The organism is Pseudonocardia halophobica, assembly GCF_027922425.1.
GTDB lineage: Bacteria > Actinomycetota > Actinomycetes > Mycobacteriales > Pseudonocardiaceae > Pseudonocardia > Pseudonocardia halophobica.
Window position 1 is genome coordinate 20,663 of sequence record NZ_BSFQ01000020.1, and the last position, 18,529, is coordinate 39,191.

18 protein-coding genes are annotated in these 18,529 nt (G+C 74.8%); 14 read left to right on the top strand and 4 right to left on the bottom strand.

Annotation, left to right across the window (positions count from 1 at the left end):
• The first annotated feature begins 7 nt into the window (after nucleotides 1-7).
• The gene (pdxT, locus tag PKE99_RS21790) at nucleotides 8-640 is read left to right on the top strand and encodes a pyridoxal 5'-phosphate synthase glutaminase subunit PdxT (RefSeq protein WP_037044287.1); all 633 of its coding nucleotides are present in this window, start codon (nucleotides 8-10) and stop codon (nucleotides 638-640) included.
• A 9-nt stretch (nucleotides 641-649) separates the two neighbouring features.
• Here pdxT and PKE99_RS21795 read toward each other — a convergent pair whose 3' ends face one another.
• On the bottom strand, nucleotides 650-1,276 hold the full coding sequence (locus tag PKE99_RS21795; protein WP_037044289.1) for a hypothetical protein: 627 nt from the start codon (nucleotides 1,274-1,276) through the stop codon (nucleotides 650-652).
• 94 nt (nucleotides 1,277-1,370) lie between these two features.
• Between PKE99_RS21795 and PKE99_RS21800 the strand changes: the two genes are divergently transcribed.
• From PKE99_RS21800 to PKE99_RS21820, 5 genes are read left to right on the top strand one after another with little or no spacing between them, the layout of a single operon-like run.
• A complete protein-coding gene (locus PKE99_RS21800) occupies nucleotides 1,371-2,984 on the top strand; it encodes a glutamate synthase-related protein (protein ID WP_051737234.1) in 1,614 nt (537 codons plus the stop codon).
• Complete coding sequence (locus PKE99_RS21805) at nucleotides 2,981-4,900, top strand: thiamine pyrophosphate-binding protein (RefSeq protein ID WP_037044290.1); 1,920 nt, start codon at nucleotides 2,981-2,983, stop codon at nucleotides 4,898-4,900. The genes PKE99_RS21800 and PKE99_RS21805 overlap by 4 nt, the downstream gene beginning before the upstream one ends.
• 10 nt (nucleotides 4,901-4,910) lie before the next feature.
• Nucleotides 4,911-6,086: a cation:proton antiporter gene (locus PKE99_RS21810; protein ID WP_037044293.1), complete on the top strand. Its 1,176-nt coding sequence runs from the start codon at nucleotides 4,911-4,913 to the stop codon at nucleotides 6,084-6,086.
• An 18-nt stretch (nucleotides 6,087-6,104) separates the two neighbouring features.
• On the top strand, nucleotides 6,105-6,704 hold the full coding sequence (locus PKE99_RS21815) for an RNA polymerase sigma factor (protein ID WP_037044295.1): 600 nt from the start codon (nucleotides 6,105-6,107) through the stop codon (nucleotides 6,702-6,704).
• Nucleotides 6,701-6,991, top strand: a complete 291-nt coding sequence (locus PKE99_RS21820) for an anti-sigma factor family protein (RefSeq protein ID WP_231498158.1) — start codon at nucleotides 6,701-6,703, stop codon at nucleotides 6,989-6,991. Before PKE99_RS21815 ends, PKE99_RS21820 begins: the two co-directional genes overlap by 4 nt.
• 7 nt (nucleotides 6,992-6,998) lie before the next feature.
• Here PKE99_RS21820 and PKE99_RS21825 read toward each other — a convergent pair whose 3' ends face one another.
• A complete protein-coding gene (locus PKE99_RS21825) occupies nucleotides 6,999-7,328 on the bottom strand; it encodes a hypothetical protein (protein WP_156067448.1) in 330 nt (109 codons plus the stop codon).
• Nucleotides 7,329-7,613: 285 nt separating this feature from the next.
• On the opposite strand from PKE99_RS21825, the gene PKE99_RS21830 reads away from it, so the two are divergent.
• From PKE99_RS21830 to PKE99_RS21850, 5 genes are all read left to right on the top strand, one after another.
• On the top strand, nucleotides 7,614-8,366 hold the full coding sequence (locus tag PKE99_RS21830) for a YebC/PmpR family DNA-binding transcriptional regulator (RefSeq protein ID WP_037044299.1): 753 nt from the start codon (nucleotides 7,614-7,616) through the stop codon (nucleotides 8,364-8,366).
• A 201-nt stretch (nucleotides 8,367-8,567) separates the two neighbouring features.
• Entirely contained in the window at nucleotides 8,568-8,801 is a 234-nt protein-coding gene (locus PKE99_RS21835; protein WP_037044301.1) for a hypothetical protein, read from the top strand.
• A gap of 69 nt (nucleotides 8,802-8,870) precedes the next feature.
• A complete protein-coding gene (locus PKE99_RS21840) occupies nucleotides 8,871-11,246 on the top strand; it encodes a galactose oxidase-like domain-containing protein (RefSeq protein ID WP_037044304.1) in 2,376 nt (791 codons plus the stop codon).
• Between the two features lie 115 nt (nucleotides 11,247-11,361).
• Nucleotides 11,362-14,181 (top strand): DNA polymerase I, encoded by a 2,820-nt coding sequence (gene polA / locus PKE99_RS21845; RefSeq protein ID WP_037044307.1) that lies wholly within the window; start codon nucleotides 11,362-11,364, stop codon nucleotides 14,179-14,181.
• A 117-nt stretch (nucleotides 14,182-14,298) separates the two neighbouring features.
• Nucleotides 14,299-14,889, top strand: a complete 591-nt coding sequence (locus PKE99_RS21850) for a P-loop NTPase family protein (protein WP_037044309.1) — start codon at nucleotides 14,299-14,301, stop codon at nucleotides 14,887-14,889.
• A gap of 129 nt (nucleotides 14,890-15,018) precedes the next feature.
• On the opposite strand, the gene PKE99_RS21855 is transcribed toward PKE99_RS21850, so the two are convergent.
• Nucleotides 15,019-16,047, bottom strand: coding sequence for an NAD(P)-dependent alcohol dehydrogenase (locus PKE99_RS21855; protein WP_037044312.1), 1,029 nt, complete (start codon nucleotides 16,045-16,047; stop codon nucleotides 15,019-15,021).
• Nucleotides 16,048-16,124: 77 nt separating this feature from the next.
• On the bottom strand, nucleotides 16,125-16,709 hold the full coding sequence (locus PKE99_RS21860; RefSeq protein WP_231498159.1) for a molybdenum cofactor biosysynthesis protein: 585 nt from the start codon (nucleotides 16,707-16,709) through the stop codon (nucleotides 16,125-16,127).
• 46 nt (nucleotides 16,710-16,755) lie between these two features.
• On the opposite strand from PKE99_RS21860, the gene PKE99_RS21865 reads away from it, so the two are divergent.
• From PKE99_RS21865 to ruvC, 3 genes are all read left to right on the top strand, one after another.
• Entirely contained in the window at nucleotides 16,756-17,256 is a 501-nt protein-coding gene (locus PKE99_RS21865) for a helix-turn-helix transcriptional regulator (RefSeq protein ID WP_051737235.1), read from the top strand.
• The gene (locus PKE99_RS21870; protein WP_037044315.1) at nucleotides 17,253-17,675 is read left to right on the top strand and encodes a VOC family protein; all 423 of its coding nucleotides are present in this window, start codon (nucleotides 17,253-17,255) and stop codon (nucleotides 17,673-17,675) included. The genes PKE99_RS21865 and PKE99_RS21870 overlap by 4 nt, the downstream gene beginning before the upstream one ends.
• Nucleotides 17,676-17,780: 105 nt before the next feature.
• Nucleotides 17,781-18,407 carry a crossover junction endodeoxyribonuclease RuvC gene (ruvC, locus tag PKE99_RS21875; protein ID WP_051737236.1) on the top strand — a complete coding sequence of 209 codons (627 nt, stop codon included), beginning with the start codon at nucleotides 17,781-17,783 and terminating at the stop codon, nucleotides 18,405-18,407.
• Nucleotides 18,408-18,529: the final 122 nt, after the last annotated feature.

The following is an 18,529-nucleotide window of genomic DNA, read 5'->3' on the forward strand; positions in this document are numbered from 1 at the left end:
TCGAGCAGTGACCGGAGCCGTCCCGACGATCGGCGTCCTGGCCCTCCAGGGCGACGTCCGCGAGCACGCCGCCGCCCTCGAGGCGACCGGTGCGAAGGCCGTGCCGGTCCGCCGCCCGGCCGAGCTGGCCGCGGTCGACGGGCTGGTGATCCCGGGCGGCGAGTCGACCACGATGAGCCGGCTCCTCGAGGTCTTCGAGCTGCTCGACCCGCTGCGGGACCGGATCGCCGACGGCATGCCCGCCTACGGCTCCTGCGCCGGGATGATCCTGCTCGCCGGCGAGGTGCTCGACGGCCGGCCGGACCAGAAGCAGCTCGGCGGACTGGACGTCGTCGTGCGGCGCAACGCCTTCGGCCGCCAGGTCGACTCGTTCGAGACCGACCTCGCCTTCACCGGCGTCGAGGGCGGCCCGGTCCGCGCCGTGTTCATCCGGGCGCCGTGGGTCGAGAAGACCGGCGACGACGTCGAGGTGCTCGCCGCGGTCCCGGCCGTCACCAGCACGGGGAAGGACCCCGGCGCCGCCGCGGGTCGCCCGGTCGCGGTCCGGCAGGGCACGGTGATCGCCACCGCGTTCCACCCGGAGCTCACCGGCGACGGGCGGGTGCACGCCCTCTTCGCCGACGTCGTCCGGCAGAGCTGACCGCGCGGGTCAGCCCGTCGCCGCCGGGTCCCGCTCGGCGGCCGCCCGGCCCTCGGCCAGGAAGGCGGCGAGGGCGTCGGCGTCCGGCAGCGCCGAAGCCGGCCGCAGCGCCCCGAACGGCGCGTTCCAGAACTCCCCGCGCCGGGGCTCCCACGGCCCGACGTAGGCGTACGGGGCCGGGTGCGCCGCGTCGCCGGGGGAGACCCCGTAGTTGACCCGGTCCGCCGTCACGCCCAGGTCGAAGTGCTCGGGCCAGAGCACCGGGTCACCGAGCGTCCGCAGCGCGGCGTCGCCCCGGGCGAACCAGTCCGCGAGGTGCTCCACCGCGATCGGGTCGGGGGCGAACGGCTCGTCCGGGCCGACGCCCGAGCCGTCGGCGTAGAGCCCCTCCGGCGGTCCGACCTGCACACCCGCCGCCTCGGCGAGCTGCCGGCACGTGCCGGCGAGCGGGGCGCGCCCGCCCCGCCAGACCAGGTCGGTGTGCTCGACCCGCAGCGCGGAGAGGGTGCCGCCGAACCCGCCGGGCGTCACCTTCAGCCGGATGGTGCCGTCGGCCCGGTACTGCGGGCCCGCGATCACCGACTCCGCCACCGCGTGCAGCGCCCGCCGCGTCGCCACCAGGATCCGCTCGTCCATGCCGTCCTCCCACCCGTCGCGCCGATCGTGTAACGCCCGCCCGTCCGGCGTGCTCTGTGTCCCCACCAGTGTCGGACGGAGCCGGGAGCGTTACATGGACACGAACTTCCTGCCGATCATCCGTTGGGACGGGCTGGCCGAGGACGCGCCCGTCGGTGCCGAGGCCGACGGTATCGACCTGGTCGTCGTGCGTCGCGGCGGCGAGGCGCACGTGTTCGAGGGCCGGTGCCCGCACCGCGGCGCGCTGCTCGCGGACGGCCGCGTCGAGGGCCCGAACCTGGTCTGCGGGGTGCACGGCTGGGACTACCGGCTCGACACCGGGGTCTCGGCCTACAACCCGGCGGAGCGGCTCTACAAGTTCTCGTGCCACGTCGTCGACGACGAGGTGCTGGTGGACAAGGCCGAGCTCGCGGACTACCGGGCGATGCGGCCCGAACGGCGGGTCGTCTCCACCTACGACCGGCTCTTCGACGACCCCCACCAGGACAGCCCGGAGGAGCCCTACGTCGGCGAGATACACCGGCTGGCCCGGCACGGGCTGTCGGGGGTGCACGGACAGGTCGCGGCGATGGGCGTGCCCCGGCCCGAGCTGCCGTCCTGGGACGACCTGCAGGTCCTCACCGCGCAGCTGCACCGCTTCCCGATGCTGGACGACGAGCCGGTGGACACCGCGGTCACGATCGGCCCGGCGGCCGCGCGGCCGTTGCGCCTGGAGATCCCGCTGTTCGTGTCGGACATGAGCTTCGGCGCGATCTCGGCCGAGGCGAAGACCGCCCTGGCCCGCGGGGCAGAGGGCGCCGGGACGGCGATCTGCTCGGGCGAGGGCGGGATGCTGCCCGAGGAGCAGGCCGAGTGCTCGCGCTACCTGTACGAGCTGGCGTCGGGCCGGTTCGGCTGGGACGAGGCCTGCCTGGACCGGGTCCAGGCGCTGCACCTCAAGCTCGGCCAGGGGGCGAAGACCGGCACCGGCGGGCACCTGCCCGGCCACAAGGTCGTCGGGCGGATCGCGGAGGTCCGCGGCCTTCCCGAGGGCACGGCGGCGGTGTCGCCGGCGCGGTTCACCGACTGGACCACGCTGCTCGACGCCCGGGCCCTGGTCGACCAGGTCCGGGAGCGGTCCGGCGGCATCCCCGTGGGCGTGAAGATGTCGGCCCAGCACATCGAGGCCGATCTCGACGCCGCGCTCGACCTCGGTGTCGACTATGTCATCCTCGACGGCCGCGGCGGCGGCACGGGCGCGGCACCGACGATCTTCCGCGACACGATCAGCGTCCCGACGATGGCCGCGCTCGCCCGCGCCCGCCGGCACCTCGACCTGGCCGGGGCCCGGGACGTCACGCTCGTCGCGACCGGCGGGTTCCGGCGGGCCCAGGACATGGTCAAGGCCCTGGCCCTGGGAGCCGACGCGATCGCCGTGTCGAACGTGGCGCTGCAGGCCATCGGCTGCGTGGGCATGCGCGCCTGCCACACCGACAACTGCCCGATGGGCATCGCCACCCAGAAGCCGCACCTGCGCGCGCGGCTGCCGGTGCAGCGCGCGGCCGAGCAGCTGACCCGCCTGCTGGGCGCCATGACGGACCTGATGGTGGTGCTCGCGCGGGCCTGCGGGCACGACTCCCTCTCGCACTTCACGCCGAAGGACCTCACGAGCTGGAAACGCGACGTCGCCGAGCTGGTCGGCGTCCACTACGCGGGGGTGACCCGATGACCTGCTGGTACGAGCTCGACGAGCTGCCCGACGAGGGCCGGGTGCGCACCGTGGTCGTCGACGGCCGGACGCTGGCCGTGTCCCGCTGCGGCGGACGCATCGGCGCGCTGGACAACCACTGCCCGCACCAGGGCGGACCGCTGGGGGAGGGGGCGATCGAGAACGGCCTGCTCCGCTGCCCGTGGCACGGCTACGACTACGACCCGACGACCGGGCGGCCGCCCGAGGGCTTCTTCGACGCCCCCGTCGCCTTCCCCGTCGAGCAGCGTGGCGACTCCGTCCGGGTCGCCCTGCCCGAGCGCACCGAGCGGCCGCGCAGCGTGTCCGACGTGCTGGTGGAGACGCTGGTGGCCTGGGGCGTCGACACCGTGTTCGGCATGGTCGGGCACTCGAACCTCGGGTTCGCCGAGGCGCTGCGCCGGGCCGAGGCCCGCGACGAGCTGCGCTACGTCGGCATCCGGCACGAGGGCGCGGCGGCCTTCGCCGCCTCCGCCTACGGCAAGCTCACCGGCCGCCCCGCCGCCTGCCTCGCCATCGCCGGCCCCGGCTCGACGAACCTGCTCACCGGGCTCTACGACGCGAAGCTCGACGGCGCGCCGGTGCTCGCGATCTCCGGCCAGGTCCCGTCGTCGGTGCTGGGCCGCGGTGCCTTCCAGGACCTCGACCTCTCCGCCGCCTTCCGGGACGTCGCGGTCTCCACCGTCACCGTGCACGCCGGCTCCGACCACGCCGAACTGGCCGCCACCGCCGTCAAGCACGCGGTCGACGGCCGCGGCGTCGCCCACCTCGTCCTGCCCGACGAGGTGCAGGACCTGCCCTCCGACGCCCGCGCCGGCGCGCCCGCCGGCCGCCGCGCCGACCTCGCGGTCGCCCCGCCCGAGGCGGAGCTCGCCGCGGCGGTCGAGCGCCTGGCCGCCGCCCGGCGGCCGGTGATCATCGCCGGGCAGGGGGCCCGGGACGCCACGGCCGACCTGCGGGCCCTCGCCGAGCGGCTCGGCGCACCGGTGCTCACCACCTTCCGCGCCAAGGGCCTCGTGCCCGACACCCACCCGCTCGGCGCGGGGGTGCTCGGCCGCTCCGGCACGCCGGTCGCGTCCTGGCTGATGAACGAGGCCGACCTGCTCCTGGTCGTCGGGGCGTCGTTCGCCAACCACACCGGGATCGCGCCGTACAAGCCGATCGTGCAGGTCGACGACACGCCCTCGGCCATCGGGCGCTTCCACGGCGTGGAGATCGGGCTGCTCGGCGACGCCGCCGTCACGGTCCGGGCCCTCGCCGCCCGGCTCGGTGCCGCGGCCGCCGCGGACCAGCGCCCGGACGTCGCCGCCCGGTGGGCGATCTGGCGGGCGGAGAAGGCGCGACGCGCGGCGGACGACCGGGGTCGCGGGGTCGCGTCGGCGGCGGTGTTCGCGGCGTTGTCCACGCACTGCCCGGCCGACGCCGTGATCACGGTGGACGTCGGCAACCACGCCTACAGCTTCGGCCGGTACTTCGAGAGCGCCGGGCAGCCGGTGCTGATGTCGGGCTACCTGGGCTCCATCGGCTTCGGCTACCCCGCCGCGCTGGGGGCGTGGGCGGCGGATCCGCGGCGCCCGGTCGTGGCGGTGACCGGCGACGGCGGCTTCGGCCAGTACCTCGCCGAGCTCACGACCGCGGTCAAGTACGGGATCCCCGTCAAGCACGTGCTGCTCGACAACGGCGCCCTCGGCAAGATCAGCAAGGAGCAGCTGGCCGGCGACCTCCCGGTCTGGCAGACCTCCCTGGTCAACCCGGACTTCGCCGGCTACGCCCGGCTCTGCGGCGCCACCGGGATCCCGGTGTACCGGGCCGACGAGCTCGGCGCGGGGATGAAGGAGCTGTTCGCCGCCGAGGGCCCGGCCCTGCTGCACGTGCACACGGACGGCGAGCTGGTGTGAGGGCCGTGCGATGTCGGTGAACCTGGTGCTCGTGCTGGCCGTCGCCGCGGGCGTCCCGCTGCTGCTCGGTCTGGTCCCGGCGCTGCCGCTGCCCGGACCCCTGCTGGAGATCGTCGCGGGGATCGTGCTGGGCCCGGCGGTGCTGGGCTGGATCGAACCCGACCCGACCGTGCGGGCCTTCGCCCTGTTCGGGCTGGCCTTCCTGCTGTTCCTTGCCGGGGCCGAGGTCGACCTGCGGCGCTTCCGCGGCGGGCCCGGCCGGCGGGTCGCCCTCTCGCTCGGCGTGTCGGTGGTCCTCGCCGCCGCGGTCGCCGCGCTGCTGCAGGCCGCCGGCGTCCGCGGGGCCGCGCTGGTCGGGGTCGCGCTGCTGGCGACCTCGCTCGGGCTCGTCGTGCCGGTCCTCGGCGACGCGGGCGTGCGCGACCGGCCCGTCGGGCGGCTGGCGATCGCCGGCGCCTCGGCCGGCGAGGTCGCCGCGGTCGTGCTGCTGTCGGTCGGCCTGGCGGGCGGGGACACCCCGCTCGGCGGGCGGCTGCTGCTCCTGGTCCTGCTGCTCGCCGGTCTCCTCGCCGTCGGGCTGGTCGTGCTCGGTGCGGAACACTCGCCGCGGGTGTCCGCGCTGGTCACGCGGCTGGCCGACACGAGCGCACGACTTCGGGTCCGGCTGACCGTGCTGCTGGTGGCGGGGCTGACGCTCGCGGCCGAGGCGCTCGGCTTCGAGGCCATCCTCGGCGCCTTCCTCGCCGGGCTGCTCGTGCGCGCGCTCGACCCGGATCCCGAGCGGAGCCACCCGCGGTACCCGGTCAAGCTCGAGGCGGTCGGGTTCGGCCTGCTCGTGCCGGTGTTCTTCGTGACGAGCGGGCTCACCCTGGACCTGCGCGGGCTGGTCGAGCACCCGGCCGCCCTGGCCGCGGTGCCGCTGTTCCTGGCCGCGCTGCTGGTCGTGCGGGGCCTGCCCGCGCTCGCGTTCCGCCGCGAGCTCGACCGTCGCGAGCTGCTGGCCGTGGGCCTGCTCCAGGCGACCTCTCTGCCCTTCCTCCTGGCGGCCGCGCAGATCGGCGAGGAGATGGGCCTGCTCGACCCGGCGACCGGGGCAGCGCTGGTCGCCGCCGGTCTCGTGTCGGTCCTGGTGCTGCCCGCGCTCGCCCTCGCGCTCCTGCCGCGACGCGTTCCCGCCCCGGCGTGAGGCGGCTACCGTGCTCCGGTGCCGGTCGCGGACCCGGATCTGGTCGAGCGCCTGCGCGGGGGCGACGAGCAGGCCTTCGCGGAGGTCGTCCGGCTCTGGTCCCCGGCCATGCTGAGGGTGGCGCGGGCGCACGTGCGCACGCACGCGTCGGCGGAGGAGGTCGTGCAGGACGCCTGGCTGGCAGTGCTGCGCGGACTCGACGGCTTCGCGGCCCGGGCCTCGCTCAAGACCTGGATCTTCACCGTCCTCGTGAACACCGCGCGCCGCCGCGGCCGGGCCGAGGCGGGCCGGGTCCTCGAGCTCGAGCGCCCGGGTGTGGACCCGCGCCGGTTCCGTGGCGACGACGACGAGTACCCCGGGCACTGGCGGGACGAGGCGGCCCCGGTGGAGTGGGGCCCGGAGCCCGAGGTGCTCGCCGCCGAGTTCCGTGGTCTCCTGGGACGCGCCCTGGCCGAGCTCCCCGACCGGCAACGCGCCGTCGTCGAACTGCGGGACGTCCACGGGTTCGACGCCGAGGAGGTGTGCACGCTGCTCGACCTCACCCCGGCCAACCAGCGGGTGCTGCTGCACCGCGCCCGGACCCGCCTGCGCGGCCTGCTCGAGGAGGCGATCGCGTGAGCGGCCCGCGGGATCCCGGGACCACGCCCGACGCCCTGCACGACGCGGCCGTCCGGCTCGCCTGCGCCGAGCTGGTCGAGATCCTCACGGACTACCTGGAGGGGGCGCTCCCCGCGCACGACGCCGCGGTGATCGAGGCCCACCTCGCGCTGTGTCCCGGCTGTGCGGCCTACCTGGCCCAGATGCGGGCGACGATCCGCGTTCTGGGCCACGTGCCCGTCGAGACCCTGTCGCCCGAGGCGACCTCCACCCTGCTGGCCGCCTTCCGCGAGCGCGGGCCGGGCTGAGCCGGGATCAGCGACCCTCTGCGTCGAGCAGCTGGCCGTCGATCCACGGGTCGGACGAACGTTGCCGGCCCCGGTCGTCGACGTACCCGCAGGCCCGGTTGGTGATCTCGTCCGGGTTCGCCGGGTCGCCGAACTCCGGCGGGGACTGCAGGTCACAGGTGTGGAGAGGGGCCGGTGCCCCCGTGATCGTGACGGTCAGCGGGGTGTCCGCGGTGGCGGTGCCGGTGAGCACGGTCGCCGCCGCCGTGCCTCCGGTGGCGAGCACGGCGGCGCCCGCCGCGGCCCATCCGAGCCGCGCCGCGGACCGCTCGCGGCCCCGCATGCTGTGCCTGCCCATCTCGCACCCCCTCGGCGTCCCTCACCGGTGACATCGCACGAGCGGCCCGGAACGTGAACGCCCGGCCCGCTCTTTCACCGACACCGGTGAGTTACCCACCGGATCCGTAACGAACCCGGCCCGGCGTGTGATGAACACGGCCGCGCGTGGGGTGTTCGTGCCGGTGACGGGCCCGTCGGTACCATCGGTGGGATCCGGCAGGGCCTCGTGCGGGCCCTGCGTGCCCGTCCTGCCAGGCGCCGCGCAGCGGGCACACGCGCGAGTTCAGGAAGGACGGGGCAGCCGATGAGTGGCCACTCCAAATGGGCGACGACGAAGCACAAGAAGGCCGTCATCGACGCCCGCCGGGGCAAGATGTTCGCCAAGCTGATCAAGAACATCGAGGTCGCGGCCCGGACCGGCGGCGGTGACCCCGACGGCAACCCCACGCTCTACGACGCCATCCAGAAGGCGAAGAAGAGCTCGGTGCCCAACGACAACATCGACCGCGCGGTCAAGCGCGGCTCGGGTGCCGACGCCGGCGGCGCGGACTACCAGACGATCACCTACGAGGGCTACGGCCCCAACGGCGTCGCGCTGCTGATCGAGTGCCTCACGGACAACCGCAACCGCGCGGCCACCGAGGTGCGCACGGCGATGACCCGCAACGGCGGCACCATGGCCGACCCGGGCTCCGTCGCCTACCTGTTCACGCGCAAGGGCGTCGTCGTGCTGCCGAAGAACGACCTCTCGGAGGACGACGTGCTCGTGGCCGTCCTCGAGGCGGGCGCCGAGGAGGTCAACGACCTGGGCGAGAGCTTCGAGGTCGTCTCCGAGGCCACCGACCTGATCGCGGTGCGCACCGCGCTGCAGGAGGCGGGGATCGACTACGACTCGGCCGACCCGACGTTCCTGCCGTCGATGCAGGTCGAGCTCGACGCCGAGGCCGCCAAGAAGGTCTTCCGGCTGATCGAGGCGCTCGAGGACTCGGACGAGGTCCAGAACGTCTACGCCAACTTCGACGTGAGCGACGCGGTCCTCGAGGAGGTCAACGCCTGAGAGGACCTCCGTCCGTCCGACGGCGCCGTCCCCCGTCCGGGGGCGGCGCCGTCGTCGTTCTCAGGGCCGTTCCGGCGGTGACCTCCGCGCCTGCGGGCCCGACAATCCCGAGGGGTCGGCGAGGCCGCGGCGGGCTATCCGGACGAGGACGGGCGGCGCGAGACGTACCGGCGCAGAGCGACGGCGGAACCGGAGGCACGGATGATCAAGCGGATGCGCGAGCTGGCCGACGAGTTGGACGCGTCGTTCCACGACATCAAGGAGGCCGTGAACGCGCTGGCCGCGCAGCACGGGGCGGACCGGATCGTCGTGCACGAGGACGAGCCGCCGGAGTTCAAGATCCTCCGCGAGCAGTACGTCGACCAGCTGATCACCGAGGAGGGCTGCGAGGCGGTGCGCGAGATGCTCGGCCCGCCGCCGGAGGAGTTGGCGTGACGGCCGAACCGCGGTATCACGTCCTGTGACCGGCACCTCTGGTTCCGTAGCGACCACCCGGGAGGGCACGTGGACACGGACTTCACCGCGGTTCCGGACTGGTTCGCGGGCACCTCGGCGGGCGGCGGGGTCGCGGTCGGCGACCTCGCCCGAGACGGCGGCCGCTCCGTCGTCGTCCTCGTGGTCGACGCCCCGCCGGGCGCGAACGCCGGCTGGTACCGGGTCGGCCACGGGCTGACGGACGGCGGCGCCCTGACCGGCCCGTGGAGCCCGTGGCGGCCGGTGCCGGACTGGGGGTTCTGGGAGAACCAGGGCGCGGGGATCGCGCTCGCCGACGTCACCGGCACCGGGTCGCTCGACCTGGTCGTGTTCACGGTCGACGCGCCGGACGGGCCGAACGGCGGCTTCTACCGAATCGGGCGGGACCTCGACGCGGACGGCGAGGTCACCGGCGGCTGGACCGGCTGGACCGCGATCCCGGACTGGACGGGCTGGGAGAACGCGGGCGCGGACATCGCGGTGGCCGACGTCGACGGGGACGGGCAGCTGGATCTCGTCGTGCTGTCCGTCGACGCCCCCGACGGGCAGAACCACGGCTTCTACCGCAGCGGCCCGCTCGGGCCCGACGGCGTCGTGACCGAGTGGCGGGACTGGGCCGAGGTCCCGGCCTGGTGGGGCTGGGAGAACCAGGGCGCCGGGCTGGCCGTCACCGACCTCGACGGCGACGGCAGGCCGGAGCTGGTGGTCCTCGTCGTCGACAACCCGGCGGGGGAGAACGTCGGCTACGTCAGCGTCGGCTGGCGGCTCGAGGACGGCCGCAGCGCGGACGGCTGGGGGCCGTGGGAGCGGCTGCCCGGGTGGGGGTTCTGGGAGAACTCCGACGCCGCCCTCGCCGTCGTCCCGCTGGGCGCCCGCGGCATGCCGCACCTGTTCACGCTGGCCGTCGACGCCCCGGTCGGCGGGAGCAGCGGCTGGTACCGGGTGTCGGACCTGATGACGGACCGGGAGATGGGCGCCGAGATGGGCGTCTGGCGGCTGCTCGAGCGGGACTCCGGGGTGCTGGCGGTCCACGCGGCGCTGCTGCACACCGGCTCGGTCGCGTTCTTCGCGGGCTCGAGCAACGACCCCGACAACGCCGCCGCCGGACGTTTCGGCACGGCGGTCTGGCACTACCCGTCGAGCGCGCTCAGCAGGCCGGCGACCCCCGTCGACCTGTTCTGCTGCGGGCACGCGTTCCTGGCCGACGGCCGGCTGCTCGCGGCGGGCGGGACGGAGCGGTACGACCCGTTCCTGGGCCTGCGCCAGGCCGTGGTGTTCGACCAGGACAAGGGCGCGCCCGACCCGGGCTCGCCGACCGGCTCGACGGGGGCGTGGGAGGCGGTGCCGGACATGGCCGGCGGCCGCTGGTACCCGACGCTGGTGGCGCTCTCCGACGGCCGGGTCCTCGCGGTCTCCGGGCTCGACGGCACCTCGCAGCTCAACACCCACCCGGAGATCTACCGGGACGGTACGGGCTGGACCACGCTGCCGAACTCGCCGAACTGGCCGATGTACGGGCACCTGTTCCTGCTCGAGGACGGGCGGGTCTTCTACTCGGGCGGCCAGTACGGGCCGAACAACGGCGAGCGGCCGGCGATGTGGGACCTCGCGACGAACGCGACGGTGCCGGTCGACGGCCTGCCGGTGCCGCAGGCCCGCAACCAGGCGGCGAGCGTGCTGCTGCCGCCCGTGCAGGACCAGCGGGTGATGATCGTGGGCGGCGGCCCGTGGGACATGCACGACATGACCGGCGCGACCGGCTCCGCCGCGGTGGTGGACCTGAAGGCCGCCGCACCGTGGTACGTCGCGACCGGCTCGCTGGCCATGCGGCGGATGCACCTCTGCGCGACCCTGCTGCCGGACCGGACGGTGCTGGTCAACGGCGGCGCGATGATGGAGGAGTCCGCCGCCCACGCGGCCCTCGACGCCGAGATCTACGACCCCGCGAGCGGCACCTGGGCGATGGGCGCGACCTCGCGCGTCCCGCGGCTCTACCACTCGGTCGCCCTGCTGATGCCCGACGGCCGGGTGGTCACCGCGGGCTCGAACCCCGCGCGCAAGACCGAGGAGCTGCGCATCGAGGTCTACTGGCCGCCCTACCTGTTCCGCGGCACGCCGCCCGGCTGCGTGCCCGCGGAGACGGCCGTCGACTTCGGCGGGACGCTCGACGTCTCGACCGGAGACCCCGGGGCGATCGCCTCCGCCGCGCTGGTGCGGCCCGGCGCCACCACCCACTCCGCCGACGTCGAGCAGCGGCTCGTCGACCTGCCGATCCTCGCGCGGGGCTCGGTCCGGCTGACCGTCCGGCTGCCGGGGCCGGAGCACGCGCCGCCGGGCTGGTACCTGCTGTTCCTGCTGTCCGGGGCGGGGGTCCCCTCGCGCGGGGAGTGGGTGCGGCTGGGGTGAGGGCGGGGCGCGGCGGGGCCGGGGCCCGCCCGCTGCTCGCCCGATCGGGGACGGGGCCCGGCCGAGGCGGAGGCTCGCCGGGAACTGTCGGTGCCCGGTCCTAGACTCGCCCCCGATGAGCCCCGCCACGAAGTCACCCGCCACACCGGCCGCCGGGAAGTCCGCGGCGAGCACCGGGAAGACCGCCGCGCCCGAGGGCAGGCGGCTGCTGCTGCTCGACGGTCACTCCCTCGCCTACCGGGCGTTCTTCGCCCTGCCCGCGGAGAACTTCCGCACGGGCACGGGGCAGACCACGAACGCCGTCTACGGCTTCACGTCGATGCTCATCAACCAGCTCCGTGACGAGCAGCCGACGCACCTGGCCGTGGCGTTCGACGTCTCGCGCAAGACCTTCCGGGCGGAGCGGTACGCGGACTACAAGGCGAACCGCACCAGCACGCCGGACGACTTCCGCGGCCAGGTCGACCTCATCAAGGAGGTCCTGCGCGCGCTGAACATCCCGGTGTTCGCCGTCGAGGGCTTCGAGGCGGACGACATCATCGCCACGCTGGCCACGCAGGCCGAGTCGCAGGGCTTCGAGGTGCTCATCACCACCGGCGACCGGGACGCGTTCCAGCTGGTCACCGACAACGTCACGGTGCTGTACCCGAAGCGGGGCGTGTCGGACCTGGGGCGCATCGACCCGGCGGAGGTCGACAAGCGCTACGGGCTCACCCCGACCCAGTACCCGGACTTCGCGGCGCTGCGCGGCGACCCCAGCGACAACCTGCCGAACATCCCGGGCGTGGGGGAGAAGACGGCGGCCAAGTGGGTCCGCGAGTTCGGCTCGCTCGGCGAGCTCACCGACCGGGTGGACGAGGTGAAGGGCAAGGCGGGGGACGCGCTGCGCGCCAACCTGGCCAACGTCCTGATGAACCGCCAGCTCACCGAGCTGGTGCGGGACGTACCGCTCGACAGCGTGCCCGCCGAGCTCGAGGTCCGGCCCTGGGACCGGGACGCGGTCCACCGGCTGTTCGACGAGCTGGAGTTCCGGGTGCTGCGCGAGCGGCTGTTCGCCACGCTGCAGAGCGCCGAGCCGGAGGCCGAGTCGGGCTTCGACGTGCAGGGCGGGACCGTCGCGCCGGGCACCGTGCGCACCTGGCTGGCCGAGCACGCGCGCGACGGGCGGCGGGTCGGCGTCGCGTTCTCCGGGGTGGCCGGCGGGATCACCGAGCGGGACTTCACCGGGATCGCGCTGGCCACCGGCGAGCCGACGCTGGAGGACCGGGCCGGCCTGAACTCCCGCCCACCCGCCGACGCCGGTGTCCCCGTGGCCGGGTACGTGGACGTCCGGCTGCTGGAGCCGGACGACGAGGCGGCCCTGGGGGAGTGGTTGGCCGACCCGGCGGTGCCCAAGGCCTCGCACGACGTGAAGGCGGTGCTGCACGGGCTGCGCGGCCGGGGCTGGACGCTCGGGGGCCTGACCAGCGACACCGCGCTCGCCGCGTACCTCGCGCGGCCCGGGCAGCGCAGCTTCGACCTCGCCGACCTGGCCCTGCGCTACCTCCGGCGGGAGCTCGCCATGGAGGGCGGGGAGGGCGACGGCCAGCTGTCCCTGCTGGGCGGCGAGGAGGAGGCCGACGCGAAGCACGCCGAGACCGAGATGGTGTCGGCGTCGGCGGTGGCCGAGCTGGCCGACGCGCTCGGCGCCGAGCTGGCCGAGAAGGAGCAGACCCGGCTGCTGCTCGAGCTGGAGCAGCCGCTGGCGTTCGTGCTCGCCGACCTCGAGGCCGCGGGCATCGCCGTGGACCGGGACCACCTGGAGTCGCTCGAGTCCGAGTTCGCGGCCCAGGTGAAGGAGGCCGCGCGCGCCGCCTACGAGGTGATCGGCAAGGAGATCAACCTCGGCTCGCCGAAGCAGCTGCAGGTCGTGCTGTTCGACGAGCTGAGCATGCCGAAGACCAAGCGCACCAAGACCGGCTACACCACGGACGCGGACGCGCTGCAGAGCCTCTACGAGCAGACCGAGCACCCCTTCCTCATGCACCTGCTGCAGCACCGGGACGCCACGCGGCTCAAGGTCACGGTCGACGGGCTGCTCAAGTCGATCGCGGCCGACGGGCGGATCCACACCACGTACAGCCAGACGATCGCGGCGACCGGTCGGCTGTCGTCGACCGACCCGAACCTGCAGAACGTGCCGATCCGCACCGCCGCGGGGCGGCGGATCCGCGAGACCTTCGTGGTCGGCGAGGGCTACGGCGAGCTGATGACCGCCGACTACAGCCAGATCGAGATGCGGATCATGGCGCACCTCTCCGAGGACGAGGCGCTGATCGAGGCGTTCAACTCGAAGCGGGACTTCCACTCGGAGACCGCGTCGAAGGTGTTCGGCGTGGCGGCGGACGAGGTCACCCCCGAGCAGCGCGCCAAGATCAAGGCGATGAACTACGGCCTGGCCTACGGGCTGTCGGCGTTCGGGCTCTCCGGGCAGCTGCGGATCTCCACCGAGGAGGCCCGCGCCCTGATGGAGGACTACTTCGAGACCTTCGGCGGCGTGCGGGACTACCTGCGCTCGATCGTCGACGTGGCCCGCAAGGAGGGCTACACCGCCACCATGCTGGGCCGGCGTCGCTACCTCCCCGACCTGACCAGCGACAACCGGCAGCGCCGCGAGATGGCCGAGCGGATGGCCCTCAACGCGCCGATCCAGGGCAGCGCGGCGGACATCATCAAGGTCGCGATGCTCAACGTGCACACCGCACTGTCCGCGGCCTCGCTGCGCAGCCGGATGCTGCTCCAGGTGCACGACGAGCTGGTGCTCGAGGTCGCGGAGGGCGAGCGCGAGGCCGTCGAGGAGCTGGTGCGCCGGGAGATGGGCGCGGCCGAGACGCTGTCGGTGCCGCTCGAGGTGTCGGTCGGGTACGGCCGCAGCTGGGACGACGCGGCGCACTGACCGGACAGCACTGATCGAACGGCACTGACCGGACGGCACTGACCGGACGGCACTGACCGGACGGCACTGACCGGAAACCCGGGTGCGGGGCCGGGCGCGGCCCAGCAGGATGGCGCGGTGCTGCTCGGCCCCTCGGACCCCTTGCCCGCGGGGCCCCGCCGCATCCTCGTCGCCGGATGCTCCGGCTCCGGCAAGTCGACCCTCGGCCGCGCGCTCGAGGCGCGGCTGGGGCTGCCCTACACCGAACTCGACGGCCTGTTCCACGGGCCGGACTGGGTGCCGCGGCCCGAGTTCGCCGCCGACGTCGCGGCGCTGGCCGGCGGCGAGCAGTGGATCACCGAGTACGGCTACTCCGCGGCCCGGCCGCTCGTGCTGCCGCGCGCCGAGCTGCTGGTGTGGCTCGACCTCCCGCGCGCGGTGGTGACGCGGCAGGTCGTGCCGCGGACCGTCACGCGGCGGATCCGCCGTCAGGAGCTGTGGAACGGCAACGTCGAGCCGCCGTTCCGGACCTTCCTGAGCGACCCGGACCACATCGTCCGGTGGGCGTGGCGCACCCACGGCAGGACCGCCGTCCGGGTCGGGGAGGTGCAGGAGCGCAGGCCCGACCTGCCCGTCGTGCGCCTGCGCACCCGCCGTGAGGTCCGGCAGTGGCTCGCCGGCCCGGTGGCCGCCCTCGCCCCCACCACCGAGCACACCGGCAACCCCTGACCGCGAGTCGGGAGCTCTGGCAGCGCGAGTCGGGAGTTCCGGCAGCGCGAGTCGGGAGTTCCGGCAGCGCGAGTCGGGAGTTCCGGCAGCGCGAGTCGGGAGTTCCGGCAGCGCGAGTCGCGCTCGGGTTCAGGGCACCAGCACGCCCCGGCCGTGCATCCTACCGTGCTCGAGGTCCGCGAAGGCGTCGGCGAAGGCGTCGAGGGAGTACCGGCGGGCCCGCACCGTGACCCCACCGGCGGCCGCGAGGGCAACCAGCTCGCGGAGGTCGTCGAACGTCCCGACTGCATTGCCGACCACGCTGATCTCGGGCAGGACCAGGGCGAAGGTCGGCACCCGCAGCTCCCCGCCGTAGCCGACGATGAAGTACGTGCCGCGCGGCCGCACCATCGCCAGCGCGGTGCCGACGGCGTCGCCCTCGCCCACGAAGTCGATCACGGCGTGCGCTCCGGCCCCGTCGGTGAGGTCGCGGACGCCGTCGACCTCCCCACCGTCGACCGGCAGCACGTGGTGCGCCCCGGACTCGGTGGCCAGCGCGCGGGCCTCGGGATCGGGATCGACGGCGACGATCGTGGCCGCGGTCAGCGCACGCAGGCACTGGATGCCGATGTGGCCGAGCCCGCCGACGCCGACCACCGCGACCGTCGTTCCCGGGCCGAGCAAGGGCACTGCCTTGCGTGCGACGTGCATCGCCGTGAGCCCGGCGTCGGCGTGCGGGGCGAGGTCGACGGCATTGAGACCCGCCGGCAGCGGGAGGACGCCGCGCTCGGTGGTGAGCAGCAGGTCCGCGAAGCCGCCCGCCCGGGTGAGGCCGGTGAAGGAGAGGCCGCGGGCGCAGCGCATGTCGTCGCCGATGCGGCAGGCCGCGCACGTGCCGCAGCTCTGCTGGGGATGGCAGATGACGGTGTCGCCCGGCGCCACGGCCTGCACCTCCGGCCCGACCGCCTCGACCACGCCGGTGTTCTCGTGGCCCAGGGTGAGGGGAAGGTCCGTCGGCACGGCCGGGGCGAACCAGCCGTCGCGGATGTGCAGGTCGGTGCGGCAGAGGCCGGCGCCGGCGACCCGCACGACCACGTCGTGCGGGCCGGTCGCCTCCGGTTCGGGCACCTGGTCGAGCTGGGGTGGCTTGCCGTAGGAGTGCAGCCGCACGGCCCGCATGGGGACCTCCCTGAGGTCGAAGTGTGCCGAGCGTCACACTCGTCGTCGGGCGGCGGTAGTACGCAGTTCGACGTACCTCAGAGTGCTGGGCGGGCGACGACGGCGGCCAGCTCGGCCGGCACGGCGAGGGTGGCGGCGCCCCGGCGGAGCACGCCGTCGGACAGCGGCTCGCAGCGCACGCCACCGCGCCCGCGGAGGGCCTTGAAGGCCCCGGGTGCCAGCACGACGTCCATCCAGCGGCAGGGGTGCGCCGCGCGGTGCGCCCGGAACCGGACGCGACCGTCGCCGGAGTCGAGCGTGAACTCGGCGCCGGTGCCGGCCAGGGCGTCGACCGCGGCCCCGCGCAGGACGATGGTCCGGCGGGCCAGGACGGGGTCGAAGCGCGGCACACCGAGATCGGTCGCGACGGCCTCGAGCGCCTCCGCCGACAGCAGGGTCACCGCCGCGCGCCGGTGCGCCGCGTGGTTGAAGTACCGGTCGCCGACGACGCCGAGCCCGGCCCGGACCTCGATCCGGTCCTGCCGCGGGTCCTCGGGATCCGGCCGTGGCCCGTCCGCCGGGCGGCCCTCGTACGCGTGCACGGGCGAGGCGACCAGCTCGACGATCTCGACGGCGATGCCCACCGGCGCCTCGGTCGCGTCCTGCGCGGCGATCTCCTGCACGCTCCGATGATGCCCGCGGAGCAGCCCGAGCTGGGACGATGACGGCATGACCCGCGGCACGCCCCGGCCCGCGGTCGCGTACGTCCGGCGGGCCCGCGACCTGATCGACCGCGACTACGCCGAGCCGCTGGACCTCGACGCCATGGCCGCGGCCGCCGGCTTCTCGCGTTTCCACTTCGCCCGCGCCTTCCGCGCGGCGTACGGCGAGACGCCCGCGGCCTACCTGACCCGGCGACGGGTGGAGCGGGCCAAGGACCTGCTGCGTTCGGCGAACCTCACGGTGACCGAGATCTGCCACCTCGTCGGCTTCACCAGCCTCGGCTCCTTCAGCAGCCGCTTCACCGAGCTGGTCGGCCTGAGCCCGACCGCGTACCGGGACGAGCACGTCCGCCGGGGCGGTCCGCCCCCCATCCCCGGCTGCGTCCTCATGAGCTGGACGCGCCCGCCCGCACCGCGCACGCCGGACACCGCAAGCACGGAGAAGCCTCCGGACGCCGAGCGGTCCTACCGTTCCCCCGACCGATCCACCGAGGAGGGAACACCGTGATCGACCGCATGTCCCACACCACCATCTGGGTCCTGGACCAGGACTCCGCCAGGACCTTCTACACCGGCAAGCTCGGCTTCGAGGTGCGCACCGACGTCGTGATGGGCCCGGAGTCCGAGGGCGGGATCCGCTGGCTGACCGTCGGCCCGCCGGGCCGCCCCGACCAGGAGCTGATCCTCGCCGACCCGGCGATGGGCCACGACCCGTCGACGGCCGGCCAGATCCGCGAGCTCGTCGCGAAGGGGGCGCTCGGCACGGGCGTGATGGCGACGGACGACTGCCACGCCACCCACGCCGAGCTCGCCGGGCGCGGGGTCGAGTTCCTGCAGCCGCCGGCCGAGCGGCCGTACGGCATCGAGGCCGTGTTCGTCGACGACTCGGGCAACTGGTTCAGCCTCTGCCAGCGGCACCCGGCCTGAGCTCCCGTCCCGTGGCGATCGTCTCGGCCGCGGGGCGGCGCGCCGCACGCGGGGGCCGGGTGCCGCGCCGGTAGCGTGCGGCGCGGACCGGTGAGGGGAGCGCGCGTGCGGGTGCTCGGAGTCGACCCGGGGCTGACCCGGTGCGGCCTCGGCGTGGTCGACGGCGACGGCGGCCGCCAGGTGGCGTGCGTCGACGTCGGCGTCGTGCGCAGCGACGTCGACCTGCCGGTGGACCGGCGGCTCCTCGTGGTCGCCGACGAGGTGGAGCGCTGGATCGCGCGGCACCGGCCGGACGTCGTGGCCGTCGAGCGGGTGTTCAGCCAGCACAACGTCCGCACCGTGATGGGGACCGCGCAGGCCAGCGGCGTCGTCGCGCTCGTGGCCGCCCGGGCCGGGCTGCCGGTAGCCTTCCACACCCCGAGCGAGGTCAAGGCCGCCGTCACGGGGGCGGGCCGCGCGGACAAGGCGCAGGTCACGACCATGGTCACGCGAGTGCTCGGGCTGGCCGAGGCGCCGAGGCCGGCCGACGCCGCCGACGCCCTCGCCCTCGCGATCTGCCACTGCTGGCGGGCCCCGATGATGACCCGCATGGCGGAGGCGGAGCGCCGGGCCGCCGAGATCGCGAAGGCGCACAAGGCCCGCCTCGCCGCGGCGCAGAGGGAGCGCCAGAAGCAACGGCAGCAGCTGGAGAAGCAGCGGCTCGCCGAGTCCGCCGCCCGCCCCCGCCGCTGACCCGGAGCTCGCGACTCGCGGTGCCGGAACTCCCGACTCGCGGGGGCTGCGGCGGGACACGCCGAGGGGCGGGGCAGCGGGCGGGGGTGTCGGTGGGCCCCGGTAGCCTTCGGCCTCGAACG